The sequence below is a fragment of the Sulfurimonas sp. genome (assembly GCF_027056685.1).
Classification (GTDB): domain Bacteria; phylum Campylobacterota; class Campylobacteria; order Campylobacterales; family Sulfurimonadaceae; genus Sulfurimonas.
The window spans coordinates 1-26264 of the sequence record NZ_JALUKE010000068.1 but is presented as its reverse complement, the minus strand read 5'-3'; the positions used below and the strand labels follow the sequence as shown (position 1 = coordinate 26264).

The 26264-nt window shown below is 34.6% G+C and carries 33 protein-coding genes; 23 read left to right on the top strand and 10 right to left on the bottom strand.

What is annotated here, in order from left to right:
- Positions 1–9 precede the first annotated feature (9 nt).
- Positions 10–1023 (top strand): UDP-glucose 4-epimerase GalE, encoded by a 1014-nt coding sequence (gene galE / locus MVY38_RS03105; RefSeq protein WP_297483510.1) that lies wholly within the window; start codon positions 10–12, stop codon positions 1021–1023.
- Positions 1024–1035: 12 nt separating this feature from the next.
- Here galE and MVY38_RS03100 read toward each other — a convergent pair whose 3' ends face one another.
- From MVY38_RS03100 to MVY38_RS03055, 10 genes are all read right to left on the bottom strand, one after another.
- A complete protein-coding gene (locus MVY38_RS03100; RefSeq protein WP_297483508.1) occupies positions 1036–4077 on the bottom strand; it encodes a tetratricopeptide repeat protein in 3042 nt (1013 codons plus the stop codon).
- 2 nt (positions 4078–4079) lie between these two features.
- Positions 4080–5138, bottom strand: a complete 1059-nt coding sequence (locus tag MVY38_RS03095) for a hypothetical protein (RefSeq protein ID WP_297483507.1) — start codon at positions 5136–5138, stop codon at positions 4080–4082.
- Positions 5119–7884 (bottom strand): endo alpha-1,4 polygalactosaminidase, encoded by a 2766-nt coding sequence (locus MVY38_RS03090; RefSeq protein ID WP_297483505.1) that lies wholly within the window; start codon positions 7882–7884, stop codon positions 5119–5121. Before MVY38_RS03090 ends, MVY38_RS03095 begins: the two co-directional genes overlap by 20 nt.
- Positions 7862–9235, bottom strand: a complete 1374-nt coding sequence (gene pelG, locus MVY38_RS03085) for an exopolysaccharide Pel transporter PelG (protein ID WP_297483503.1) — start codon at positions 9233–9235, stop codon at positions 7862–7864. Before pelG ends, MVY38_RS03090 begins: the two co-directional genes overlap by 23 nt.
- Positions 9235–10863, bottom strand: coding sequence for a GT4 family glycosyltransferase PelF (gene pelF, locus MVY38_RS03080; RefSeq protein WP_297483501.1), 1629 nt, complete (start codon positions 10861–10863; stop codon positions 9235–9237). Before pelF ends, pelG begins: the two co-directional genes overlap by 1 nt.
- Positions 10863–12041, bottom strand: a complete 1179-nt coding sequence (locus MVY38_RS03075; protein ID WP_297483499.1) for a hypothetical protein — start codon at positions 12039–12041, stop codon at positions 10863–10865. Before MVY38_RS03075 ends, pelF begins: the two co-directional genes overlap by 1 nt.
- The gene (locus MVY38_RS03070) at positions 12031–13386 is read right to left on the bottom strand and encodes a PelD GGDEF domain-containing protein (RefSeq protein ID WP_297483498.1); all 1356 of its coding nucleotides are present in this window, start codon (positions 13384–13386) and stop codon (positions 12031–12033) included. Before MVY38_RS03070 ends, MVY38_RS03075 begins: the two co-directional genes overlap by 11 nt.
- A gap of 12 nt (positions 13387–13398) precedes the next feature.
- A complete protein-coding gene (locus tag MVY38_RS03065) occupies positions 13399–13914 on the bottom strand; it encodes a hypothetical protein (RefSeq protein ID WP_297483497.1) in 516 nt (171 codons plus the stop codon).
- A gap of 86 nt (positions 13915–14000) precedes the next feature.
- Positions 14001–14552, bottom strand: a complete 552-nt coding sequence (locus tag MVY38_RS03060; protein ID WP_297483495.1) for a ribonuclease HII — start codon at positions 14550–14552, stop codon at positions 14001–14003.
- On the bottom strand, positions 14553–15617 hold the full coding sequence (locus MVY38_RS03055; protein WP_297483493.1) for an ATP-binding protein: 1065 nt from the start codon (positions 15615–15617) through the stop codon (positions 14553–14555).
- A 175-nt stretch (positions 15618–15792) separates the two neighbouring features.
- On the opposite strand from MVY38_RS03055, the gene rpsJ reads away from it, so the two are divergent.
- The 22 genes from rpsJ to map all read left to right on the top strand — a co-directional run bounded on the left by rpsJ (position 15793) and on the right by map (position 26214).
- Positions 15793–16104, top strand: a complete 312-nt coding sequence (rpsJ, locus tag MVY38_RS03050) for a 30S ribosomal protein S10 (RefSeq protein ID WP_207562077.1) — start codon at positions 15793–15795, stop codon at positions 16102–16104.
- An 8-nt stretch (positions 16105–16112) separates the two neighbouring features.
- Positions 16113–16688 (top strand): 50S ribosomal protein L3, encoded by a 576-nt coding sequence (gene rplC / locus MVY38_RS03045; RefSeq protein ID WP_297483491.1) that lies wholly within the window; start codon positions 16113–16115, stop codon positions 16686–16688.
- Positions 16688–17302 carry a 50S ribosomal protein L4 gene (gene rplD / locus MVY38_RS03040; protein ID WP_297434632.1) on the top strand — a complete coding sequence of 205 codons (615 nt, stop codon included), beginning with the start codon at positions 16688–16690 and terminating at the stop codon, positions 17300–17302. Before rplC ends, rplD begins: the two co-directional genes overlap by 1 nt.
- Positions 17302–17583: a 50S ribosomal protein L23 gene (locus MVY38_RS03035; protein ID WP_297434633.1), complete on the top strand. Its 282-nt coding sequence runs from the start codon at positions 17302–17304 to the stop codon at positions 17581–17583. The genes rplD and MVY38_RS03035 overlap by 1 nt, the downstream gene beginning before the upstream one ends.
- A gap of 1 nt (position 17584) precedes the next feature.
- On the top strand, positions 17585–18430 hold the full coding sequence (gene rplB, locus MVY38_RS03030; protein WP_297483489.1) for a 50S ribosomal protein L2: 846 nt from the start codon (positions 17585–17587) through the stop codon (positions 18428–18430).
- Between the two features lies 1 nt (position 18431).
- Positions 18432–18707 (top strand): 30S ribosomal protein S19, encoded by a 276-nt coding sequence (rpsS, locus tag MVY38_RS03025; protein WP_297483487.1) that lies wholly within the window; start codon positions 18432–18434, stop codon positions 18705–18707.
- 2 nt (positions 18708–18709) lie between these two features.
- A complete protein-coding gene (rplV, locus tag MVY38_RS03020; protein WP_013326025.1) occupies positions 18710–19027 on the top strand; it encodes a 50S ribosomal protein L22 in 318 nt (105 codons plus the stop codon).
- 1 nt (position 19028) lies between these two features.
- Entirely contained in the window at positions 19029–19742 is a 714-nt protein-coding gene (gene rpsC, locus MVY38_RS03015) for a 30S ribosomal protein S3 (protein ID WP_297483486.1), read from the top strand.
- Between the two features lie 2 nt (positions 19743–19744).
- Positions 19745–20170 (top strand): 50S ribosomal protein L16, encoded by a 426-nt coding sequence (gene rplP / locus MVY38_RS03010; RefSeq protein ID WP_297434639.1) that lies wholly within the window; start codon positions 19745–19747, stop codon positions 20168–20170.
- Positions 20157–20345 carry a 50S ribosomal protein L29 gene (gene rpmC, locus MVY38_RS03005; RefSeq protein ID WP_297434641.1) on the top strand — a complete coding sequence of 63 codons (189 nt, stop codon included), beginning with the start codon at positions 20157–20159 and terminating at the stop codon, positions 20343–20345. The genes rplP and rpmC overlap by 14 nt, the downstream gene beginning before the upstream one ends.
- A gap of 10 nt (positions 20346–20355) precedes the next feature.
- Complete coding sequence (gene rpsQ, locus MVY38_RS03000) at positions 20356–20601, top strand: 30S ribosomal protein S17 (protein ID WP_297434643.1); 246 nt, start codon at positions 20356–20358, stop codon at positions 20599–20601.
- Between the two features lies 1 nt (position 20602).
- Positions 20603–20971: a 50S ribosomal protein L14 gene (rplN, locus tag MVY38_RS02995; protein ID WP_013326030.1), complete on the top strand. Its 369-nt coding sequence runs from the start codon at positions 20603–20605 to the stop codon at positions 20969–20971.
- Positions 20971–21201: a 50S ribosomal protein L24 gene (rplX, locus tag MVY38_RS02990; protein ID WP_297434646.1), complete on the top strand. Its 231-nt coding sequence runs from the start codon at positions 20971–20973 to the stop codon at positions 21199–21201. The genes rplN and rplX overlap by 1 nt, the downstream gene beginning before the upstream one ends.
- 4 nt (positions 21202–21205) lie before the next feature.
- Positions 21206–21751, top strand: coding sequence for a 50S ribosomal protein L5 (gene rplE / locus MVY38_RS02985; RefSeq protein ID WP_297434648.1), 546 nt, complete (start codon positions 21206–21208; stop codon positions 21749–21751).
- Positions 21751–21936 carry a type Z 30S ribosomal protein S14 gene (locus tag MVY38_RS02980; RefSeq protein ID WP_297434650.1) on the top strand — a complete coding sequence of 62 codons (186 nt, stop codon included), beginning with the start codon at positions 21751–21753 and terminating at the stop codon, positions 21934–21936. The genes rplE and MVY38_RS02980 overlap by 1 nt, the downstream gene beginning before the upstream one ends.
- Before the next feature lie 76 nt (positions 21937–22012).
- Positions 22013–22411, top strand: coding sequence for a 30S ribosomal protein S8 (gene rpsH, locus MVY38_RS02975; RefSeq protein ID WP_297483485.1), 399 nt, complete (start codon positions 22013–22015; stop codon positions 22409–22411).
- Positions 22412–22420: 9 nt separating this feature from the next.
- Positions 22421–22957, top strand: coding sequence for a 50S ribosomal protein L6 (gene rplF, locus MVY38_RS02970; protein ID WP_297483484.1), 537 nt, complete (start codon positions 22421–22423; stop codon positions 22955–22957).
- A gap of 13 nt (positions 22958–22970) precedes the next feature.
- Positions 22971–23327, top strand: a complete 357-nt coding sequence (rplR, locus tag MVY38_RS02965) for a 50S ribosomal protein L18 (protein WP_297483483.1) — start codon at positions 22971–22973, stop codon at positions 23325–23327.
- A gap of 12 nt (positions 23328–23339) precedes the next feature.
- Positions 23340–23783 carry a 30S ribosomal protein S5 gene (rpsE, locus tag MVY38_RS02960; RefSeq protein WP_297434658.1) on the top strand — a complete coding sequence of 148 codons (444 nt, stop codon included), beginning with the start codon at positions 23340–23342 and terminating at the stop codon, positions 23781–23783.
- Positions 23784–23786: 3 nt separating this feature from the next.
- A complete protein-coding gene (gene rplO, locus MVY38_RS02955; RefSeq protein ID WP_297483481.1) occupies positions 23787–24185 on the top strand; it encodes a 50S ribosomal protein L15 in 399 nt (132 codons plus the stop codon).
- Between the two features lie 5 nt (positions 24186–24190).
- Positions 24191–25453, top strand: coding sequence for a preprotein translocase subunit SecY (gene secY / locus MVY38_RS02950; protein WP_297434662.1), 1263 nt, complete (start codon positions 24191–24193; stop codon positions 25451–25453).
- Between the two features lie 2 nt (positions 25454–25455).
- Positions 25456–26214, top strand: coding sequence for a type I methionyl aminopeptidase (map, locus tag MVY38_RS02945; RefSeq protein WP_297483479.1), 759 nt, complete (start codon positions 25456–25458; stop codon positions 26212–26214).
- The last annotated feature ends 50 nt before the right edge of the window (positions 26215–26264 follow it).

Genomic DNA, 26264 nt, shown 5'->3' with positions numbered 1-26264 from the left:
GGAGAGAAAATGGTACTTGTAACAGGAGGCGCTGGATATATTGGTTCGCACACATGTGTGGAGCTAGATGCTGCCGGATTTGATTTTGTGGTGTATGACAATCTTTGTAACGCTTCAAAAGAGAGCTTAAAAAGAGTAGAGAAAATTATAGGTAAAGAGGTAAAATTTGTAGAGGGTGATATTCGTGATAGAGATGCTTTACAAAATGTTTTTGATACTTATAAAATAGACTCAGTAATTCACTTTGCAGGACTTAAAGCTGTTGGTGAATCTGTGCAAAAACCTTTAGAGTATTATGACAATAATGTCTCTGGAACAGTAATACTTGGTGAAGTGATGCAAAAGAATAGCTGTAAAAAGATAGTATTTAGCTCTTCTGCTACGGTTTATGGTGACCCTGCAACAACGCCTATAAAAGAGGATTTTCCTCTGAGTGCTACAAATCCTTATGGGCGTAGTAAACTCTTTATAGAAGAGATTTTACGCGATGTTTTTGTCTCAGACAATGAGTGGAAAATTGTACTACTTCGTTATTTTAATCCAGTTGGTGCACATAAATCTGGCACTATTGGTGAAGATCCAAATGGTATTCCAAATAATCTTATGCCCTTTATTTCGCAAACTGCTGTTGGTAAAAGAGCGAAGTTAAGTGTCTTTGGTGGGGATTATGACACTCATGATGGAACTGGTGTAAGAGATTATATTCATGTTGTTGATTTAGCACAAGGGCATGTAAAAGCACTCAATAAAATAGATGCTTTAGATGATGTTCTTACTGTAAATCTTGGAACGGGAAATGGCTACTCCGTGTTAGATATGGTCAAGGCATTTGAGAAAGCTTCTGGAAAAAAAGTACCCTATGAGATTGCTCCAAGACGCGCAGGGGATATTGCAAAATGTTATGCAGACCCAAGTTATGCAAAAGAGAGCTTAGGTTGGGAAGCTACGCGTGGTATTGATGAAATGTGTGCAGATATATGGAGATGGCAGTCAAATAACCCTAATGGATATAAGACACATTAAGATAGGATAATCCTATCTAGGTGCATAGAGAAATTTGTAATTTAAAAAGAGTTCAAAAATACTGCCTCCAATACCATTTACAGAGTTTGTGTAACTTGTACCGATGACGAGATGGTCTTGTGAGTAAACTTTTCCTCCATAGCCAGCATTAAAACCATAACTAAACGCAGCAATGTCTGTGTTGTAGTAGCTACTTACTTCAAAGTATGGTCTCCAAACTCTTGTATAAATGTCACTGTTTTGCATACCATAGGCAAAATCAACACCTAAATTCATAAAATTGTTTGGTAAAACTTGTGAGCGTGGTGCTTGGAGTTTATCTATAACTCCTTTTTTACCAGAAGTTTCATTGTAAATAGCGCCATCACTAAAAAGAGAGAGTCTCATATCTGGGTATCCATTACGAATTTGGTGTCCAAGGTTTACTCTTACATATTCACCATTACCGAGATAAACATCATCTTGCGAGTTGTAGCGATTGTATTCGTATAAAATATCTAAATCTGTGGAATTTAAAATTGCATAATTTGCTTTGAGTTCGATTTTATCTTTTTTACCACCAAGAAGTAGCTGTGTTGACTCATCTGTTCTCACATTTTTGTAGTATCCCCCACCAACATTCAACTCTTTTGTAAGCTGATATTTGCCAAAGAGAGAATACACAAAATAGCTATCCATACTATTTGCATATCCCGCTATAAAGGTAAGCATACCTTTGTCAAACAGCTTTTTCAAACCAAGATTAAGCTCAAGAGTATCATCAGGAACTTCTCTAAGTAAATTTTTATCTAAGTCGCTATTGCGGTAGTAGTTGAGGTTACTAAGTAAGTAGTAACTATCATTAATATAATTTGAGTTCTTAATTGCTATATATTTTCTAAGAAGCGGGTCGCGTAGGTAATAGGCACTCTTAATAGAGGTAAGATCTGCGCGTTTTTTGACAAGTCCAAGCAGAGATATATAGGCATTTTGATTATCATCATTGTGTGCCAGTGTTTTGTAACTCATACTCTGTGCTAGTGCAATTTGTCCATCAAGTTCTGCTGCATACGAAGCATCACCGCTAGATATACTATAGAGATATGCACTAAGAAGATTTTCAATTTTTGTATGATTTTGTTGATTAAGAGCATCAGAAAACTGAAGCCATATAGCTCTATTTTTTGTACGAAGGTAGATAGAGTGTGCTTTTTCTAAACTACCATTCTTAAGTGCTAAAGAGTAAGCTAAATCATCATAATGTGCTTGTGTAAGGTAGGGTTTTGCTTGTTTAAGCTTTTGTATAAAATCGTCAGAAGTAAGTAGACTCATTTTTGCTCTGAGTAGATTGTAGAGATACATATCATCTTTTTTAATTTCTGGATCTAGTACTGCGTCTTTATCTAGTTGTGCAACTATAGTATGGAGCATAGTTAGATAAGCATTGTGATTATTTCTAATATTGTAGATGTCTGCTTGTAAGAATTTAAACTCTGTCGTATTGATAATCTGATTTTTCTCTTGAATGAGCTTTTGAACATAGTAATTTGCAAGATTAATATCATTTATTGCAAAAGAAAAAGATGCCATTGGAAAATAAAACTCATGTGGTAATGTAGTATCTGTGTTGAGTTTGATTAACTCTTGGCGTAAGGCATTAAACATGCCATACTCTTGGTAGAGATTGATAGCGGTAAATTTTACTTGCAAAGAGTTTGGTTTTCGTAAAACTGCTTGTTCTATTGCATTTTTTGCTAGGAAATTCTTTTTTTCATAATGATAAAGTTTTGCTTTAATAAACCAATAATTTGGATCATTAAGAAGTTGAGAATTTGCTTGTTTATCTATGCTCAGTATCTCTGTTTGCAATGTTTGCATATCATTTTCTTGTATCAACTTATTTGCAAAGAGGTAAAAAAGATACGAGAGATGAAATTTATTATATGCCTTTAATGCCATTTTACCAGCTAAAGTTTTATTTTTCGTTCTGTTAAACGCTATAACTCTCTCATAATCAACGAGTCTGCCCTCTTTGTGTTTGATAAGCTCTAAAGATGCATTTGCTGCCGGTGCAAATTTTTCTAAATACCAACCCAAATCACTTTTTAATTTTAAATACTGCTTGTCATATTTATTAGGATTTTTAATCTCTTCAAGAACCTCAAAAGATTTAGAAACGCTGCGTTTAGAGTAGTAATAATAAGAGATAAGTTTTACATTGTTAAGAGTATAAAGCTTGTTTGTCTCAATAATAGATATGATTTTACCTGCTGCATCCAAATCAGACATATTCATATAAATCTGCAGTGCTTTATCGAGATATTGAGGATGTTGTTTATCTTTTGTGTAAAGATTTTCTAAAAATTGTGCAGCTGCTTCTGGCTCACCTATTTGTGAATAGATATAGACCATTCTATCTATATTTTTTTTTGAAGGATTTCGCTTTACCTCTTCTCTTGTAAGATTTTTTATAGATTCATACTGGTAATCTTGTAATGCAAGATTTATGATGTTATTGGCAACTTTTGGATTATGTTTTGTATGGTACATAAATTTCATATATTTTATAGACTCAGTAGTTTTACCGCTCCATCTACAAACTTCAGCCATTTTTTGGTTCCAGTAGTATGAATTAGGATGTTTTTTATAGCCTAATTTTGCAGTCTGGTATGCATGTGGTAAATCATTGGAGTATAAAAATGCTTGTAGCATCAGTTTTAGCTCTTCATTGCTGCTATATGCACTATGTGATGGTTGTGTGAGATTTGCTTTGTTTATCGCTTTTTTATTAAATCTATATTTATAACTTGTAGCTATATAGGCATATTTATATTTTGATTTATACTTTGGTAATCCTTTTGCTGCTTCTTTTATATGATTAAAGCATCCACATCTTACTGTGAGTGTATTTGAAATACGCATTAGCGTACATTCAGTAGGGAATCTTTTTTTCTCTAGTTGACTAAGGCTACTGGGAGAGTAAAGAGCACTTTGCAATTGTACAGTATAACAGCTATCTGTACTTTTTGCATAAAGAGTAAGTAAAAAAAGAAATAGTAAAAAAATAATACGCATAGTTACCTCTTCATCTGTAAAAGTTTTTGTGAGAGAGCATTTGCTCTTTTTAGATCATTAGCAGATATATAAAGTTTTAATAGCATTGTGGATGCCCTCTTATCTAGAATAAAATAGTTCTCATACCTATACCCTAAACGAACAGCTGACTTAAGCTCTCCTCCCGCTTGGAGTACGGCAATAGCTTTAAACCAGTATTTTCTGCGTTTAGCATAAGAAGTGGTGTTTTGAAATTGATTCATATAGAGTTGTGAAACTTTTTTGTATTGTTTATGTTGCAGATAAAATGATATGAGTTTCTTACTCCAATATGGAGAGTTTTGCGCATGGCTAATAATATAGGACTCTGTCTCTTTATATGAATAATGTTTTGTGAGTAAAAAGTAACTTTCATCAAGCCATTTTTTTCTATTTGCCTTATCTTGTACAGCTAATTTATCTAGGTAGAGCATACTCTGTGCATAATCTTTAAGCTTATATGAGAGATAAAAAGCATCGCCTAATAGTTTTACATCATAAGGTCTTTTTTGGAGTAGTTTTTGTACTAAAAGATAGCTATCTTTTTTATTATTTACAAAATAGCTCTCTTTGTAGAGTCTTACAATATCACTCTCTTTGTAAAGATGTTGGCTAATAATAATATTAAAAATATTCTGCAGTTGGGTGTACTTTTGTATAAATGCTGTTGTTTTGTTTTTGCGCCTCAAATAAAGGTAATCCTCTTTGGCAATTTTATAACTGAGTTGGTAGGCTTTTTCTCGTATCTCTCTCTTTTGTGAATTTCGCAGAAGTCTTAAAAGTTTAAATGAGAGATCTTTCTTTTTCGCTTGGAAAGCTTGTTTTGCAAGCGTAAGCATCAGTGTTTCATTTGAGGGGTCGTTTTTAAGCATATTTTTCAGGTAAAGAACGCTTAAATCGTAGTTGGACTGCTCTGAAAGTACCTGTTTTGTAAGTGACTCTTTTGGATATAAGATAACAAGAATAACACAAAATACAATAAAACCGAGGAGTATCTCTTTGTATGTTGCAACATACATTTTATTATGGTTTACATTTGACATTAAAACCAACTTCTTTCTTATACTTATAGCTAAAACTGATGATATTACCTTTTTTCGTTATAGTTGGAGCTATATCTGTGAACTGGTAATGACAATTTTTTGGAATGTTTAACTCAAGGCGAATAGGTAAATAAGAACTTAGCTCCATACTAAAACCATTTGCGTTTTTTTCACTTTTGAGTATTGCTGCGTTTGTACTAACAAGATAAGCTTCTGTATTATGCATATTTTTTGAGAGTTTTACAAATGCTTCACTTTTATTACCTATATGAATATATTTATGACTCTTATTATCTTTAAACCCAAGAATATTCTTAGAACTATTCATATCTACATACATTTTCGAATTATCTAAACGCAGTGTTTTAAGGTTTTTGACACCTGCTACAAAATAACTATTCTTCCCTTGAGCGAGAGAGAGTGTATAGTAATCCATTACCTTTGGAATATACAAAGATGTAAACATTGGATTTATATCTTGTTTCATAGCCCAACGAAAAACATAGTCAAGTGCAGTTAGCGAGGCACGCTTAGAACCTGAATAGTAGTGAAAGTATATGTCAATAACTTTAAGTCTGCGAGGTGACTCTGTAAGTTTAAATGTCTGCACAACTTTTTTAAATCCCCAAAAAGGTCCACGCCAATCATTTGTGTAGACATTTTCATCTTGTGCACCTGTATAGATTTGATAATACTCTCCTCTGCCTAATCCTAATGGTGCTATATATAAAAGCCAAGGATGCCTATTTGTAATATATGTATCGCCTCCATTAAAGTTAAGAAGATGGAGTTTATAAACATAGGCTAAAATATTTTCTGGTGGCGCACAGTCTCCGCTCCAAAAAACTGTTTTTGCTCTTGGCTCTTTCTCTTTTGTAAGGTATTTTACATTAATGAGGTCTATCATCCCTTTGATCTCATTTTCTAAAGAGAAGTGGTAGCCTTTTGGATCAAGTCTATATTTTGGAGCTAAATTTCCATTATGGATTTTTCCCCAAAAGAATGGATGAGAAAAGGTGTGTGAAGCGGGTTCCACATTTGGTAGTTTGTACATTGCCTTGATTGTTTTTTGTAAGGCTGGTGCTAATTTTGGATAGAGACCATTATCATCATCTTCTGCCCCCACTATAGAAGCAGAGACCGGTAGGGGATATTTTTTAAGGATTTTGTTATATATAACATCTATTGAGAAAAGTTTTGGATCCCACTCCACTCTATTCATACTTCCATCACCATCAATATGGCTAATAAAAATTCTTTTACCATATTGTGTTGTTACATCAGGAACTATAATCTTTTTTAAACGCAGCGCTTTTGTAAAAAATTTAAAAGGGTTAATAACCCATAGATTATCATCACCAAACTCCTGCATAAATCCATTTCTTAATGCAAATCCACCCCAAGGCATTATGGCTGCATAGGTGTTTGTAACACCATTTTGAGATTTGAGCGTGAGAAGACTTTGCCCCTTTGTTATGTTTATGAAATTTTCACTTTGTGTAAGCGATGGTTTGATTTCATAGCCAATCATTGCAGATTTTGTAATAATTTTGCTTGAATGTGTTAAATCTATAGGGGTAGTGTTTACTTTTATTGAAAGTTTTGAAAGTAAGTTATTTAGAGGGAGGGGTAAATTTGCTGCAAAGACAACTTTTATATTGTATTTTTGAAGCTCTAAAACCCAATTTGTGAACTCTGCTGGATGTTTATATGTTTTGGAAAACCAGACAATAACCCCACCATACTGTTGCATCTGCTCCATAGTTGGCAATTTATGTTTATGAATGTCATAAAGCTTCTGTATATATCCTTCATACTCTAGTGGCAGTGCACCACTTTGATGTGCGGCGAGAAATCTTCTGTCATGCACACTCTCGTCTATAAGCGTTAAAATTTCTCGTTTAATAGGATTTTTGGATGATTGACCATATACTTTCAAATCTTTTGTAGCAATATAAGGAATCATTCCCTTTGCTTTAATTTTTGCTATAGTATTGCTGGCTTCTTTTGATGTTAAATCTTTGAGTTTTAAATAATCAACACAGATAATGTCTAGTTTGTAGTGGTGAATTTTCTTAATGTAAGTATCTAACCATTTCCTATCTTTGCTAGTAACATCTTTATAGCCTAGTTTTTCACCATTTATACCATGATAGTATGATTCAAAAAGCACTGCGTTTATATCATTATGAACACTATCAATTATGTTAAATCCTCTATTTATAATTAGTTTTGAAGTAGGGTAGCGTTTATGAAAAGTCTTAATAATATCTACTAAAGCAGCTTCACTTTCTGCTCTTTGTTTATCTGTTTTTGCGACAAGTTGATAAGAATCTAGTGTATCAAAAAAGAAGTTTTTAAATCCTCTTTTTATCTGTGGGGCAATGACATCATTAAATAAAAAGGCTTTATACTTAGGATTTGTCAGATCAAGTACAACAGAATCCCATGCTTTATTTTTTCCAAGAATCCATGTCTGCTTTATCTTTTTATACTCAGGAATATTTTTGTCAATTTCACCAATACTTACATAGGCATACATTTTGTCTTTATAGACTCTAAATCCATGGGTATTTGTGTCTGTTAGAGAGGGTTGGACTATAATATAGTTATGAATACCTACCATGGGATAAGATATGTTTTTCCCATAATAGACGATGGCACTTTTATCATTGAGCGCACCAAACGCAGCACTACACAAAAGTAGTAAAAGTAGTAAAAATCTATTGCAACATGAAAGTTTCATAATTCAACCTATCCATTTCTTTTCTAATTATTATAACACTTGCAGTAAACACAAGTAAAAGTGATACTGTATAACCATATCCAAACATTGCTGGTCCCATATCAATGGAGAGTAGGGTTAAAACAGTATTGAGAACAAAAAAGGCAATACATAGCCACATAGCAACTACTTTTCTATCTAAATAGTATAAAATTGCCAACACTGACATAAAAGCTAGTTGGAGCATTGCCCCAATAGTGAGTATATAGAGTAGACCAAGGTAGAGCTGCGGAATATGCAGATAAGTAAATAAATAAGGGACTGTTAGAAATAAAATAATATCTACAATTGATTGTATGATGATTATTTCATGAATAGCATGGCGAATAATATAGACCATGTCATCTCTATATGTTTGTATTGCTTTGAGTGTTCCCCCATTTCTTACTGAGTTATAATAGAGGTCATATTTTTCTGAAAAATCAGCTTCAAGTCTGTAAAAAAAGATAGCCATTCCAGGAATGATAGAGAGATATGCTAAAAATATTGGCATATCATAGACCAAAGAGGCATGCAACTTTCCAATGACGGCATAGCCGGTAGCTGGATTGTACCAGAATATAAACTTATCTACCCATGCTCCAAGATTGTAAGTAAGCCCTGCAATGGCAAGAGTCCAGTAGAAGTTTTTTGCTAAAAAGAAATCAACTTTAAAAAAGATAGTTGAGTCGTAGCTCTTAATAATAAGTGTCATAAGAATGACAAGTAAAAAGGCATTTCCTATAAAGAAGATGTAGATAAGCTTTTCAATAGTATCTCCTGCATAGATAGAGACAAACACAATAAGTGCATAAGCTATAAAGTATGACCAGACAACACCATTGTAGTACTTTAAACTTGTTGCGAGGATGCTTGAAATCCAGACACCGCAAAGTACTAAAAAAGTTGCTACAACTCCGATAATAAATACCATACTCTGTCCATCAAACATCCAAAGGTAGAAGGGAATAACAAGGGGTAAACCTATAATCCAAGATAAAAAGAGTGCACCAAAATAGGCCGGTAGTATTTCATCTTCTCTATGGTTAAAGATCAGGTCTGCTATATACCTAGTAAGAGGAAGCTGTACAATACCGGTGATAATAAGGCTAGAAGCCAGAGCAATAGCGTAAGTAATAACAACTTGAAATCTATAGGCATCACTATCTGCACCATAATTTGCAAGGTTAATAAAACCAACAAGCAAGATAGCAACAATAGAGACGACCCAAGGTCCAGAACTTAAAATCGCAGAGTAGCCATAAACCTTTGCCAGCGAAAGAAGTCTGTCCTCTTTAAGGATTTTTTTGAGCTCAAAACCTATACCAGCCATTAAATCCCCTCTCTTTTTGAATTGAGTTGATCCCATGTAAGGGAGAGTGCTTCGTCATAAAGTTTTCTATACTCTTGTAAGAACATCTCTTGTCTGTAATACTTTTGTACTCTTTTAAGCCCAGCTGCCTGCGCTTTTGCCCATACTCCATTTTCAAAGTTTAAAAATCGAACATACTCTTTTGCTAAAGCGTCCGGATTTGCAATTCCTGTTATGGCACCAGCAACGCCTATGGCTTTGTCTTCACCGTTAATACCACCTTCAATAAGGTCACGGCAACTTCCAACATCAGTGGCAACGCAAGGCACACCTGCGGCAAAACCTTCTAAAATAACAAGAGGCATACCCTCACTGATGGATGAGAGTGTCTGTAGAGCTGATTTTGGTAGAATCTCTTTAATATTGCTATGTCCAAAAAATTTGATTTTATCTTCATTCTTTTCTAACTCTTCAAGAGTTAGTTTACTCTTGTTGCCATCAAAATTTTGTATAGCGCCTTTCAAATCAAGAGCAAATGCCATCTGTTGGCACTCTTGAACATACTCTCTATCCTCCTCGACTGCACCGACTATCCATCCTTGTATGTCAGGAATGGTTTGTGAAGCGATTTTAATGGCGCGTATAAATGTCTTAATATCTTTAATAGGAACAACCCGTCCAATAAGAGTGATAATAGGTTTTGGTGGATCTTGTCTTTTTTTCATAGTCTGCATAAGTCCATCAACATCAACCCCATTTGGGATTATCATAGTTCTTTGTTGTGGGGCTCCGAAATTTATTTGAATAGCACGGGCACCTGAAAAGAGGGAGAGAATGTGGTTAGAACGGTGATAACAAAAGAGACCAATTTTATCAAAAAAAGTAATCCACATTTTTTTGATGTAGTTATACTCCTGAGGCTGCTGTAGTAAGGCAGGCTTTTTAAACTCTATCCAATCAGCAGAGAGCATATCTATTTTTCTCTCTCTTGTATATATGCCATGCTCGGTAAGAAAAAATGGTCTATTGTTAGTGTAAGAGGCTAGTGAGCCTATAAAACCAGCATATCCAGTTGAAGGGGCATGGTAGATTTTTGTTGTAGGAAGATTTTTTACAATATTTGCAAGTGTCCAAATAGGTTTATGAATATTTCTCAGTGTCCAAAAATAATCAACAAAAGGAACATCTGGACAATTTTTACTATAAATTTTTGTTAAAAACTCCCAAGCAAGTTCTGAGTGTAAAAAGTCATCAAAAGTAACCTCTTTTGTATAAAAATCAAGATTTTTTAAAACTTCTGGAATTTCGCCACTGTTATTTTGAAATGCTTTGTAAAGTTTTTCAATGGCTTTAAAGCCTTCTATATTTCCTTTTTTCTTCTTTGGTTTTGGCACTTTTTTATCATTGTCATCAAAAAGATAATGAACTTCTAAATGCTTTAAATTTTCTGGAAACTCATAACTTATTTGCATAAGTTCTCCATCAAGATAAGGAGTGGCTCCAATAAAACAGACTCCAAATGAAAACTCTGGTAATCCTTTCATTAATTGAAGTATCCAACTAGATACACCACCTTTGACATAAGGATATGTACCCTCGGAAAAGAGCATAATATCAACACTACGACTTGTGGGAAATTGTTGATTCATTATACATTCCTCCACTGCGCCACTACAGGATAGAGTTTAGCATTGTACTCTAGTCCTTGTGCCTGTGTCATAAGTGTTCGGGTAATGTTGTATTTTTTTGTTATAAAATAAAGCTCTGCTAAGTAAGGAATTAAAAATGTAGAATGTTCTGAGAGTAACTCTTTTGCTACAGTTAGTTCAGCTTTTGCCGCTTCATACTCTTTTCTATGCATATAGACGCGCCCCATTAAACTAAACAGACTTGCACAAATTGCATAAGTATCTTCAAGGTTTTCTCTCTCATTCCTGATTTGATTGAGATTACTCATATCTGTCTCTTCTTCATCACAAAGTTTGATTTTTTCTACTATATTATCAAGTTGAGGAACATAATACTCTTTGGCAATTTCTAAGTAGGCTATTACTGAATTTAAAAAGTTTATCTTTAAGCTTTCGTGTACAAGTTCAGTATATACCATTTCCCAGTAAAGATACGCAAGCTCTTTTGCGGCAAAGGCAATAATTTTTTTATCCTTTGCCTCTCCTTTTGCAATTTCACTAGAGATTATGGCAAGATTTTTGTTGATTTTTGAGTTGATAGCTGTTTCAGCTTTATTAATAATTGTATATCCAAACATTCGTATTTCATCATCCCTGCTTGAGAGCGTTTGCTTGACCACTTGCAGACTCATTGGTGAATTTGTATTTGCAAGCGCGGAGAGTGCTTTGATTTTTTTTGATTTAGGAATGTAGTCATTGTTCATGATATTTATCATAGAACCTTCTCCAAAGAGTCTTTCTACTTCTAAAAAGGAGTCTTGAAACTCGTCAAGGTCTAAAATATTTGTGTCAAGGACTTTTTCTTCATACTTGACATTTACCATATACCAAAAGACCCATAGCGTAAAAAAGTATCCTAAAAAAGGAACACTTAAATTAAATAAAAAGCTAAAGAGAAAAATGGCAATTTGATTATTTTTATGCAGAGAAGCCTTGAATAAAATTTTAAAAAACCAACTACGATCTTGGATGCCTGCTACTCTTTGTGCATCTTGTAAATCAATTTTTTTTGTTGATTTTTTAAATCTTTTAAGTGCATAGAAAGAGATAATCAAGGAGACAAAAAAAGAGATTATGAGATGAATTAGTAAAATAACATCAACATGATGCTCATAATAGACAAATGGATTACTTGCCATAATCATCTTCTATATATTTATTGAGGAGTTCTATTTGGTTGAGCTTAAATTGCATACTCTCAAACTCTCTATCTTTATCATATTTTATATTGTGCTGGAGTCGTTTTAAAAATCCTAATGCTGAAGAACTGTCGCTTAGAGGAAAGAGTAAAATAATATAGTGAAAATTATTGTATTTACTAATAGTCACAAGGTCGAGCGCACGGAGCATCTGTAGAATAGTTTTGTGTACTTTAAGTGTTTGCAGTTCACTCTCTAATTTTAAAACCATCATGCTTGAATTTATATTGTATTTGTCATATATATAGCGTAAGCGATTGTATTCATAGGTAAAATCTATATTTCCAACTGAACTTATTTTGTAAAAATTCTTAGGTATATTAACTTGTGAAATGGAGATGGAAAAATACTCAAGTAAAATAGAGATAGAGATAAGATTTTCTCTGTTAAACGACATAAATGGCATTTTATCTATGAGCAATACAGAAGAGATATTGTCTCCCATTCCAAAAGGAATGGCAACTAAAAATTTAGAATCCTCTTTGGCATGTAGTGTCGGCTCACCTTCTTTATCGCTTATGTAAACAGGTTGTTTAAAATGTGTGGCTCTGTTGAATAAGTATGAATTAAATATTTCATCTTTTGCATATTTTTCGCAAATAGCACTATAAGTAATAGCTGTGTTTTGTGCACTAAGCTCTTCATTTTCATACTCTTGGTTTTTATGTAAAATAAGGGCACTGTTTACATTAAAAGATTTTTCAAGTAAGGCTAAAAATTCTTTATAAAATTTTTCTCTATTTTTGTCACTTTTATCTCTATCAAGATGCCTATTATTTCCTATAATCTCCTCAATTGCATTACGAATACTCATAGGTTTTACAACATAGTTTTTTTCAAGTTGGTCATGAGAAATTTTGAGGGTATAAAATGCTTTTGAGAGTTCATTGAGCTTTGTGGTTTTATAGTTCGCTTCGACTTTAAGTTCTTTAATTTTTTTTGTCCAAAAGTAATGAAATTCACTAAAAATCATTGTCATCATAAGTAAAATTAAAAAGTCAGTAGAGGGAAACTGTGGGTAAAAAATCCACATTGCTGCAGCGAGCATACCTACTGCCATAAGTCCATTTTCAAAACCGTGAAAGAGTGTAATAATAGCTAAAAGAATGAGTGCATAAGAGACTTGTGTCTTAATAAAACAAATATCTTGTGGATTAAAAATATATCCTATAAAAAGAAAAAAACTAACAATACTAATTGTCTCAAGATATGCATATTTTTTTATTTTATTGAGTAGTATGTCACTCTTTGATAATTTTTTTATCCGCTTATTTGTAAAGTTCATAGCTTGTTTTAGCTACTTCGTTGTCATTTTTTCTATAAGGTTCTGCGCTGTTGTTCCAATAGAACCAGTTCCCCAATCACTATCTGCACCTGTGGCGCTCCAAACAAGCGCTCTGCTGTTTGTTTTATAGAGGCTCAATTTTAAACTTACTGCAGGCTCTCCATCAATTCCAGTTTTGTATCTCCACTCACTAACGCCACCAGTTAAGAAGTAGTTCGAACCGTTTTGTTGTGCTTTAGTTTGAGCAGATATTAATGAGTTTGTATTGCTTGCAATATCGGTATTTACCACATACCCTTTTGCTAAAAGCACACCTTCAATGATGTTCGTCGCCCGTTGTCCTGCTTTTGGGGTGTCTGTATAATTACTAAGTGTTATCAGCGTGATTTTGACATCATTTTTCACTTGATGTGTTGCGTTTACATCAACATATACTTGAGGTAGTTCCCTGTTTGTAGCTATCATTGCTGTGCTTGAACATCCTGTAATAAACAGAGTAGCAAGAACAAGTAGGAGTAGATTTTTCATTTGAGCACCTTGAAATTTTATTTTATTATATTATGTTTATTATTAAAATAATGTTAACTGTAGTGTTGTTATTATTTTCGTTTATATTAAAAGAGAGTTTTTTCAAGTGCCTTTATCTTATAAGTCTTTCTATGAATATCACAATATCCATATTTTTTAATCATCTCTATATGGAGTTTTGTACCATATCCTTTGTGCTTGTCAAAATGGTATTGTGGATAGATGAGGGCTTTTTTGAGAATATCTCTATCGTGTGTTACCTTTGCAAGGATGGAAGCAGCACTTACTTCTGCAATATGTGCATCAGCTTTTATCATTGTTTCTAAATTTTTTACACCAAAGCTACTATTGCCATCAAATAGATAGCTTTGCGCATCTAAAGTAGCCATAATCTCTTCTAAAGCACTTTTAATGCAATATGAAATGCCTTTTTCATCTACATCTTGCGCAGAAAACTCTACTATATGATAAGCTGCGTTTAGAATTATCTGTTCATAAAGAAGTTCACGCTTTTTTTCACTGAGCTTTTTGGAATCATTGAGCCCATCTACCGCTGCGTTTAGAATACACCCTGCCACAACGAGATTACCTGCTAAAGGTCCTCGTCCTGCTTCATCAATACCACATAAACTTCCCATCTAATCTCCTAATGCCCAAATATCAAAAGGAATTATATCCACCTTTGCAATTGGATGCGAGATTGAGCTCTCTTTGTTCATACTAATAACGGTTATCTGTTTGACTCTGCGTGTAAATATAAAAGGCTCAATACTCTCTAGTTTTTTAAAGAGCCGTCTCTCATCAACAAAAGGTTTACAAAGCAAAATAGTGTCATCCTTTGGAAGATAAAAATCTATACCTTCATAGTAATAGCACTCTTTTTGTGATTTTAGTAACTCTAAAAAAACCATATTTTCAAATAATCTTGCAAAATTTTTCTCAGTCGAGAGGGCGGTTTTCAGGGAGGTATCACAAAGATAAATTTTTTTTACGGCACGGGAGTGTTCAAACTTCTGAAGTTGGTGAATGTAGCCCTTTTTTATTAAGAGTTCAAAAGAGGAATAGAGTTTGTCCTTGGAAATTTTTCGTATAGATTTGAGCCGTTCATACATTGTATAAGCAGAAATTTTTTGTGATATAAATTTTGCAGCTAAAATGACTATATCAAACTCTATGGGTGTTAATGCTAGCTGTAACATTTTTTGGATATATAAAATTCTCTCATCTGCATTGATTTTATGCATAGACGCAAAAGCACCTAGTTGAACAAAATGATTAAGCGCTGAAGAGTCATATTTGTGTTCATAAGCGAGAAATTCTTCATAGTCTAAAGGATAAAGATGTAGAGTCTCAAGTATATCAATTTCATAATGAATATCGCTAATAACGATTAACTGCGATACATTTACAAACTCTATATCCTGAATGTAATTATCTAAAATAAGTGTTTGGATCTTATTTACAAAACAAAATGAGTTGAGTGAATGGTTGAGTAGTTTAATATTTATACGAATATCTGAACAATCTATGTAAAGATAACTACTTTTTTTTAAACCAAGCAGATAATTTTTAGCCAATTGTGTTTTGCCACTGTTCGTTATTCCATTGATTTGGTAAGATTTTTTATCAATTTGCACTTTTCTTTCATGAAATTTTTCAACAATGAGGTCGGTTTTGTAAAATTCTTCTAATAATATTTCCATAATTTTCCTATTTTTTAGAATTACAATGTTATCATTTCCTTATTAAAAGGAAATAAATTTACAATAAAATCACTTTTTACCCCCCAAATCCTTGAATAATTCGAGTGAATGGAGTATAATTCCGCTCCCTTAAATAGTTGGGCTAGGATCCAACGAGTTCTTTAGAAGGAAAAACATGGAAAAAATTCGTTTAAAATTGAAAGCTTACGATCATCGTGTACTTGATAGATCAGTAGCGTCAATAGTTGAGGCTGTAAAGCGTACAGGTGCTGCAATTCGTGGTCCAATCCCTTTACCAACAAAAATTCGTAAATATACTGTTTTGAAATCAGTTCACGTTAACAAAAAAGCTCGTGAGCAATTTGAAATTCGTATGCACGCAAGAATGATCGACATCGTTTCTGCTACACCTGAAACTGTAGATTCATTAATGAAACTAGATCTTGCACCAGAAGTGGACGTTGAAGTTCGCTCTATGGACAAATAGGAGTAATCGTGGAATATATTGTTGAAAAAATCGGAATGAGCCGTACTATCACAGTTCCATCTAAACCAGTCACTCTATTAAGAGTTTTAGATGCGAAAGTGTGTGAAGTGAATGAAGGTACTGCTATTGTTGCTTACAACAGCGGTAAAAAAATGAATAAAGCAATTGAAGGTCAACAAAAGAAATACAGCCTTCCATCTGAATTTAACCGTTTTGTTACTTTAGAAGTAGCAAACACTGAAGCTGGTGATTTAGATATCGCTCCATTAGCAGAAGCTAGTGTAGTCAGATCTACTTTCAACACTAAAGGTCGTGGTTTTTCAGGTGCAATGAAGCGCTGGAATTTCGGTGGTGGTCCTGCATCTCACGGTCATAGATTTGGTCGTAGAACAGGTTCAATCGGTAATGCTGAATGGCCAGGTCGCGTAATGAAAGGTAAAAAAATGCCAGGTCATTACGGAAACACAAAAAATAGCGTAAAAAATGAGATCGTTTCTTTCGATGCTGAAAATAAAATCATCGCGGTTTTAGGTTCAGTAAGTGGTGCAAACGGTGCTTTAGGTCGTGTAAAGGTAGCTAAATAATGAGCGCAATCGTTTTAAATGAAAAAATGGAAAAAGCATCTGAGTTAGCATTACCTGAGAATTTCTCAGGAATCAACCCTCACAACCTTTACCTTTATGTTAAGTCTGCTCAAGCTGCACAACGTGCAAATACAGCGACTACTAAAGGTAGAAGTGAAGTGCGTGGTGGTGGTAAAAAACCATGGGCTCAAAAAGGTGGCGGACGCGCTCGTGCTGGTTCACGTCGTTCTCCAATCTTCGTAGGTGGTGGTAAAGCTTTTGGTTCTCAAAACAACCGCAACTATGATTTAAAAGTAAATAAAAAGCAAAAGAAACTTGCTTTAAACTTTGCTTTAAATGAGCATGCACAAAATGGTACTCTTTTTGTTGTAGATAGCATCTCTGTTGAGTCTGGTAAAACTAAAGACGCTGCAGCAATGTTCAAAGCACTTAACCAAAGAGATACACTTTTTGTTAAATCTTTATTAGATGAGAAAACATTTTTAGCATTTGAAAATTTAAATGCAACATATGTAATCGAATCAAATGAGTTAAATGCATACTTAGCTGCAAACTATCGCTCTATCGTGATAGAAAAAGCTGTATGGGAAACTTTGACAAGTGAGGCTAAGTAATGGCTGATATTACAGATATTAAATCTATACTTTATACAGAAAAGACTTTAGGTTTACAAGAAGATGGTGTTATTGTTGTTCAAACATCACCTCGTATGAGTAAAACAGGTCTTAAAGAGGTTTTTAGAGAGTATTTCGGAATTATTCCAACAAAAATAAACTCTCTAAATCAAAGCGGAAAAGTAAAACGATTCCGTGGTGTAGCTGGTAAACAAAATGACTTTAAAAAGTTTTATGTAACTTTACCTGAGGGTGCACAAATCGAAAGTTTGGCGGTATAAGATGGCAATTAAAACTTATAGACCGATAACTCCATCTCGTCGTTTTTATACGAATGTAGATAGTTCAGATATCACTGCTAAAGCGAGCGTTCGTTCATTATTAACAAAACTTCCAACAACTGCTGGTCGTAACAATAATGGTCGTATCACATCTCGTCATAAACAAGCAGGTGCTAAAAAACTTTACCGTATTATCGATTTTAAAAGAGATAAATTTGGTATTGAAGGAACAGTAAGTACAATCGAATATGATCCGTACCGTAACTGTCGTATTGCACTTATCACTTATGCTGATGGTGAAAAAAGATATATTTTACAACCAAAAGGTTTAAGTGTAGGCGATAAAATTGCATCTGCAGATACTGGTTTAGATGTTAAAGCAGGTAATGCTATGAAACTTCAAAACATTCCTGTTGGTACACTTGTTCATAATGTTGAGTTAAAAGTTGGAAAAGGTGGACAAATGGTACGTTCAGCTGGAACATCTGCTCAAATTATGGGTCGTGATGGTAAATATGTTTCATTACGTATGCCTTCATCTGAAATGCGTTTAGTTCTTGGTGAATGTATGGCAACAGTTGGTATTGTTGGGAATGAAGAATTTTCAAATATAGTAATAGCAAAAGCTGGTCGTCAACGTCACTTGGGTATTCGTCCTCAAACTCGTGGTTCTGCTATGAACCCTATTGATCACCCACATGGTGGTGGTGAAGGTAAAACGAATTCAGGTCGTCATCCAGTTACTCCTTGGGGTAAACCAACTAAGGGTGCTAAAACTCGTCGTAAGAAAGCAAGTGATAAATTAATCATCACTCGTCGTAAACCAAATGCAAAAAGGGTAGGCTAATATGGCTCGTTCAGTAAAAAAAGGTCCATTCGTAGATGCTCATTTAATGAAAAAAGTTGAAGCAGCGAAAGCTAGTGGAGATAAAAAACCTATTAAAACTTGGTCAAGAAGATCTATGGTTCTTCCTGAAATGGTTGGTTTAACATTAAATGTTCATAATGGTCGCCAATTTGTTCCTGTATATGTTACAGAGAATCACATTGGTTATAAACTTGGTGAATTTGCACCAACTCGTACATTTAAGGGCCATAAGGGCTCTGTTCAGAAGAAGGGGTAGTCATGGCTAGAGCATTATTAAAATTTATCCGTGTATCTCCGATCAAATCTCGTCTTATTGCTCGTGAAGTGCAGGGTATGAATGCTGAAGAGGCTATGGCAGCTTTAGAATTCACTCCAAATAAGGCAGCAAAAATTATCTCTAAAGTAATTGCATCTGCAGTTGCTAACAGTGGTAGTGAAGCTGAAGATTGTGTAATTACATCATGTCGTGTTGACAATGGTCCTGTACTTAAGCGTTTCCGTCCACGAGCTCGTGGTATGGCTTCAGGTATTAGAAAACCAACAGCACATATCTTAGTAGAAGTAGAGGGTAAATAGTATGGGTCAAAAAGTTAATCCTATTGGTTTGCGTCTTGGAATCAACCGTAACTGGGAATCAAGATGGTTTCCTAATTTTAAAACTGCTCCGGCAGCTTTAGGTGAAGATCACAAGATAAGAACATTTTTAAAGAAAGAACTTTACTATGCTGGTGTTTCTAACATCATCATTGAAAGAACAGTGAAAAGACTTCGTGTAACTATCGTTGCAGCTCGTCCTGGTATTATTATTGGGAAAAAAGGTGCTGATATTGAGAAACTTAAAACTGCTCTTCAAAAGTTAGTTGGTAAAGCTATCTCTATTAACATTAAAGAAGAGAAAAAAGCACAAACTTCAGCGCAATTAGTTGCTGAAAATGTTGCTACTCAACTTGAGCGTCGTATTGCGTTTAGAAGAGCTATGAAAAAAGTTATGCAAGGTGCGCAAAGATCTGGTGCTAAAGGTATCAAAGTAGCAGTTGCTGGTCGTCTTGGTGGTGCTGAAATGGCTCGTACTGAGTGGTATTTAGAAGGTCGTGTTCCTCTTCATACACTTCGTGCAAAAATCGATTATGGTTTTGCTGAAGCGCATACTACATACGGTATTATCGGTGTAAAAGTATGGATCTTCAAAGGTGAAGTACTTACTAAAGGTATTCCTGCAGAAGCAAAAGAAGAGAAAAAAGAACGCCGTCCAAGAAAACCGCGTCGTGAAAATAGTGAAAAGGCTGAATAATTATGTTAATGCCAAAAAGAACAAAATATCGTAAGGTAATGAAAGGTCGTAACCGTGGTTATGCTCGTTCAGGTTACAAATTAGCTTTTGGTGACATTGCATTAAAAGCAGTAGAAGCTGGTCGTATCAACTCTCGTCAGATTGAATCGGCTCGTATCTCTTCTACTCGTCACATTAAAAGAAATGGTAAAATTTGGATTCGTGTATTCCCTGCTAAACCATTAACTGCTAAACCTCTTGAAACTCGTATGGGTAAAGGTAAAGGTGCAGTTGATCAATGGGTAATGAACATCAAACCAGGTCGTATCATTTTTGAAATGGGTGGTGTGCCACATGATATCGCTCGTGAAGCGTTAACTCTTGCTATGCACAAGTTACCATTCAAAACAAAAATTATTACTGCGGAGATGAGCAATGAAATATTCTGATTTAGCAGATAAAACAGCAGCAGAGCTTCAAGCAATGCTTAAAGAGAAAAAAACTGAATTGTTTACTTTAAAAATTAAACAAAAGATGATGCAATTACAAAATACTAGCGAACTTCGTGTTGCTAAAAAAGATATTGCTAGAATCAATACTGCACTTGCTGCAGTAGCAAACTAGGGGACGAGCGATGGCTAATAAACGTGAAATTCAAGGTAACGTAATTAAAATTGCAGGTGATAAAACAGTATCTATTGTTGTTGAACGCCGTGTAATGCATCCTCGTTATCATAAAGTTGTAAAACGTTTCAAAAAGTACTTGGTACATGATGAGCGTAATGAAGTAAAAGTTGGAGATGAGATTATTGCAATCGAATGTCGTCCACTTTCTAAGACTAAATCTTTTAGACTTAAGTCAGTTGTAAAAGGAGCGTAGTATGATTCAAGGTTTTACTCGTCTGAATGTAGCTGATAATACAGGTGCTAAAGAGATTATGTGTATTAAGGTACTTGGTGGTTCTAAGCGTCGTTATGCTTCAGTAGGTGATGTTATTGTCGCTTCTGTAAAAAAAGCGATTCCAACTGCTAAAGTTAAAAAAGGTAAAGTTGTAAAAGCTGTTGTTGTAAGAACTCATAAAGAAGTTCAGCGTGAAAATGGTTCACTAATCCGTTTTGATGACAATGCAGCTGTAATACTTGATGACAAGAGAGAGCCTATCGGTACTCGTATTTTTGGACCAATTGGTCGTGAAGTGCGTTACGCTGGATTCATGAAAATTGTATCTCTTGCTCCGGAGGTTGTGTAATGGCAAAATTTAATTTCAAAAAAGGCGATATGGTAGAAATTATCGCTGGTGATGACAAGGGTACAAAAGCAGCTGTACTTGCAGTTATGCCAAAGAAAAACAAAGTAATCGTAGAGGGTTGTAAAATTGCTAAAAAAGCGATTAAACCAACTGAAGAGAACACTAAAGGTGGGCATATCAATAAAGAAATGCCTATCGATGTTTCAAATGTACGTAAAGTGGAGGCATAATTAGATGGCTCGTTTAAAAGAAAAATATTTATCTCTCAAGCCAGAGATTCAAGCAGCTTTAGATATTAAAAATGTAATGCAGATTCCTGCATTAGATAAAGTTATTATCTCTGTTGGTGCTGGTTTTGCTATGAAAGATAACAAACTTATTCAAAACATTGAAGATACTATTACAACTATCGCTGGTCAAAAAGCTTCTACAGTAATCGCTAAGAAATCTGTTGCAGGTTTCAAGGTTCGTGAAGGTATGCCAGTTGGTGTTCGTGTAACTCTTCGTGGTGAAAATATGTATAACTTCTTTGATCGCCTCGTATCTATTGCACTTCCTCGTGTAAAAGATTTCCGTGGCGTTCCAAGTAATGGATTTGACGGTCGTGGTAACTATAACTTCGGTCTTCAAGAACAACTTATTTTCCCAGAGGTTAGCTATGATTCAATCATGCAAATCCACGGTATGAATATCACAGTTGTTACAACTGCTGATTCTGATAAGGCTGCGTTTACTCTACTAGAGAAAATGGGAATGCCTTTTACTAAAGGGAGTAACTAATGGCTAAAAAGTCTATGATAGCTAAAGCTAACAGAACTCCAAAATTTAAAGTACGTGGATATACACGTTGTCAGATTTGTGGTCGTCCACACTCTGTTCTTAGAGATTTTGGAATTTGTCGTATTTGTTTTAGAAAAATGGCAAACGAGGGATTAATCCCAGGTGTTAGAAAGTCTTCTTGGTAAGCCAAGAGGAAACTTCTAATCATTAGCAGTTAGCAATTTATTTATAAAGTGCTAACTACAAACAAGGAATAATAAAATGGCAATAAATGATCTAGTATCAGATGCGTTAACGCGTATTCGTAATGCTGGTATGAGAAGATTACCAGTTACAACTTTAGTACACTCTAAGAGCGTTGAAGCTGTAGCAAATATCTTAGCTGATAAAGGTTACATTGAATCTTATAATGTTATCGAAGATGGCGTTAAAAAAACTATTAAAGTTGTACTTAAGTATGATGATAATGAAAAATGTGTAATTAATGAAATGAAAAGAGTTTCTAAACCTGGTCGTCGTGTTTACAAAGGTAAAGAAGATATTAAGCGTTTCAAAAATGGTTACGGAACTATTATAGTAAGTACTTCACATGGCGTACTACCAAATGACAAAGCTTATGAGCTTGGTATTGGTGGTGAAGTTATGTGTACGGTATGGTAGGAGTATAGCATGTCAAGAATTGGAAAAAATCCTGTAGAATTTGCTAGTGACATCACTGTTACTACAAATGGAAATGTTATCACTTTTACAAAAGGTAAAACTAGTGTTGATTTAGACACTAAAGGGTATGTTACTTTTGATGTTGAAGGAAATACTTTAACTTTTAAAAATATATCTGACTCTCGTGAACACAGAGCTTTCTGGGGAACTTTTAGAGCATTAGCTCAAAATATAGTTACTGGTTTGACTACTGGTTATGAGAAAAAACTTGAAATCAATGGTGTTGGTTATAGAGCTGCTGTTAAAGGTAGAGTTCTTAATTTACAACTTGGTTTCTCTCATGATATTAACTATGATTTACCAGAAGGTCTCGAAGCAGTTGTTGAGAAGAATGTAATTACACTCAAAAGCCATGACAAACAAATGTTAGGTCAAGTTGCTGCTGAAATCCGTTCATTCCGTCCACCAGAGCCGTATAAAGGTAAAGGTGTTAAATACATGGAAGAACATATCGTGCGTAAAGCCGGTAAAACTGCTAAGAAATAAGGGAGGAAGATAAATGAATGCTAAAGTATTAAAAAGCAAAATTGCTAACCGTTTAAAACGTAAGCGTCGTATTCGTGCAAAGATATCTGGTAGTGCTGAACTTCCTCGTGTTTCTGTATTTAAATCAAACCGTTACCTCAGTGTACAAGCTATAGATGATGCAACTGCAACAACTTTATGCGCACTACATTCAAAGGCTACTGGTCATAAAGCAAACAAAGAAGGTGCTGCTGCACTTGGTGAAGCATTCGCTGCTAAACTAAAAGAAGCAAACATCACTGAAATTGTTTTTGATCGTAATGGTTACCAATATCACGGCGTTATTGCTGCGTTTGGTGATTCACTTCGTGCAAACGAAATTAAGTTCTAGGAGCGCATGGCTATGACAGAAATCAATAGAGATGAATTTGAAGAATCAATTGTAAACATTGGTCGTGTAACAAAAGTTGTTAAGGGTGGTAGAAGATTTCGTTTTACTGCACTTATTGTCGTTGGTAATAAAAACGGTACTGTTGGATATGGTGTAGGAAAAGCGAAAGAGGTTCCTGATGCTATTCGTAAAGCAGTTGATAATGCATTTAAAAACTTAACTACTGTTAAGATTAAAGGTACTACAATCGCTCACGATATTGAACACAAGTACAATGCTAGTACAATTCTTTTAAAACCAGCATCTGAAGGTACAGGACTTATCGCAGGTGGTGCGGCTCGTCCAGTTCTTGAGCTTGCAGGTTTCCAAGATTTACTAACTAAGTCAATTGGTTCAAACAATCCAAACACACTAGTTCGTGCTACAGTTGAAGCACTTTCTCGTATTAAAGGATAGAAAATGGGTATTGAAAACTTAAAACCTGCAGAGGGTTCAACTCACTCTCGTAAAAGAGTTGGTCGTGGACAAGCTTCTGGTACTGGTAAGACTGCAGCTCGTGGTCAAAAAGGTCAAAAGTCTCGTACAGGTTACAAAAGAAAAAGAAACTTTGAAGGTGGGCAACAACCACTTGCAAAACGTTTACCAAAAATTGGTTTTCACTCTAATACAGTGAAACCATATGTAATAAACATAGAAAAAATTAAAGCTGTAGCTGAACTTGAAGAGATCACAATGGAGACAATCCGTGGTGTTCATAAAGTTGCAAATTCAGTAGCTAAAATTAAACTAGTAGGTGCAAAAGCGAAAGATTTAGCATCGAAAATTAAAGACGAAAACGTTACTACTACAGGTAACTAAATATTATGAATAAAAATCTAGTTAATAAGATCCTTATTACTATCGGTTTTTTATTTATCTACCGCCTTCTGGCTTATGTGCCAGTTCCAGGCGTAGATACTTCTGTTATTGCTTCATTCTTCAACTCTCACCAATCAGATGCCTTAGGTCTTATGAATATGTTTAGCGGTAATGCTATTCAAAGATTATCTGTAATTTCTCTTGGTATTATGCCTTACATCACTGCTTCAATTATTATGGAGCTTCTTGCTGCAACTTTTCCTACTTTAGGTCAAATGAAAAAAGAGCGTGATGGTATGACTAAGTATATGCAAATTATTCGTTATGCAACAATTGCTATTACTTTAGTTCAGGCAGTAGGTGTGAGTGTTGGATTAGAGAGTTTAACAGGACCTAGTGGTAACAGTGCTATTTTAGCTGATCACAACACATTTATTCTTCTTTCTGCTGTTTCTATGCTTGCAGGGACTATGCTTCTTATGTGGATTGGTGAACAAATTACTCAAAGTGGTATAGGTAATGGTATCTCTTTAATTATCTTTGCTGGTATTGTATCTGCAATTCCTAGAGCCATCGGTCAAACTGTTGAAATGGTAAATACGGGTGCTATGAGTTTCTTAACTGTAATAGCTATAATTGTATTAGTTTTAGCAACTGTTGGTATTATTATTTATGTAGAACTTGGCGAACGCCGTGTACCTGTTACCTATGCTAAAAAAACTATGATGCAAAATCAAAATAAACGAGTTATGAATTACATTCCAATTAAAGTAAACTTAGCTGGTGTTATTCCAGTTATCTTTGCAAGTGCGATTTTAATGTTCCCAATGACTGTTTTAGGAAGTAGTACAAATCCAACTATTCAAGCAATAGCTGACTTTTTACATCCTGGTGGTTACTTCTTTAACTTCTTGACATTTACATTTGTAATTTTCTTTGCATTCTTTTATGCATCTATTACATTTAATGCAAAAGATATAGCAGATAATCTTAAACGACAGGGTGGTTTTATTCCTGGTATTCGTACTGGTAATGCTACAAAAGAGTTTTTAAATACAACAGCGAGTAATTTAACTTTTACAGGTGCTTTGTATCTTGGACTTGTGGCTACTTTACCATTTATGATTATTAAAGGTATGGGTGTACCATTTTTCTTTGGTGGTACTGCGGTTCTTATTGTGGTTCAAGTTGCTCTTGACACTATGAGAAAAATTGAAGCGCAAATCTATATGAGTAAATATGAAACTTTAAGTGCGGTTGGTCTATAACTATGGCTATCGGACTTAAAAAACCAGCAGAAATAGAAAAACTAAGAGCTGCCAACAAAATTGTTGGTGGCACGCTAGAACTTCTTCGTGAAAATACAAAGGTTGGTATGACTCTTAAAGAGATGGATGCTATGGCAGAGGATTATATTCGCTCTCATGGTGCAAAACCATCTTTTAAAGGTCTTTACGGCTTTCCAAACGCAGTATGTACTTCACTTAATGAGGTTATCATTCATGGTATTCCTTCAGACTATAAACTCCAAGAGGGTGATGTTATTGGCTATGATGTCGGTACAGAGCTTGAGGGTTGGTTTGGTGATGCTGCAATTAGTATGGGTGTAGGAGAAATTACAAAAGAGGATGAAGATTTAATTGCCTGTTCAAAAGATACGCTCTATTATGCAATAGAAAATATTAAACAGGGAATGCGTTTTAAAGAACTCTCTTCAATGATGGAGCAGTTTATATTAGAGCGTGGTTTTGTACCTCTTCGTAACTTTTGTGGACATGGAATAGGGCGAAAACCTCATGAAGAACCAGAGATTCCAAATTATCTTGAAGGTGGAAAAGCAAAAGCTGGACCGAAGATAAAAAATGGAATGGTTTTTTGTTTGGAACCTATGATATGTCAAAAAGAGGCGAAACCTGTTATTTTAGAAAATGGGTGGGATGTTGTTAGTACCGATGGTTTACGCGGTTCACACTATGAGCATACTGTTGCAGTTATCAACGGTAAAGCTGAAATATTATCTCTTGCTTAAGAGTAAAAAAAAGGACTTATAATGGCTAAAGCAGATGTTATTGAAGTTGA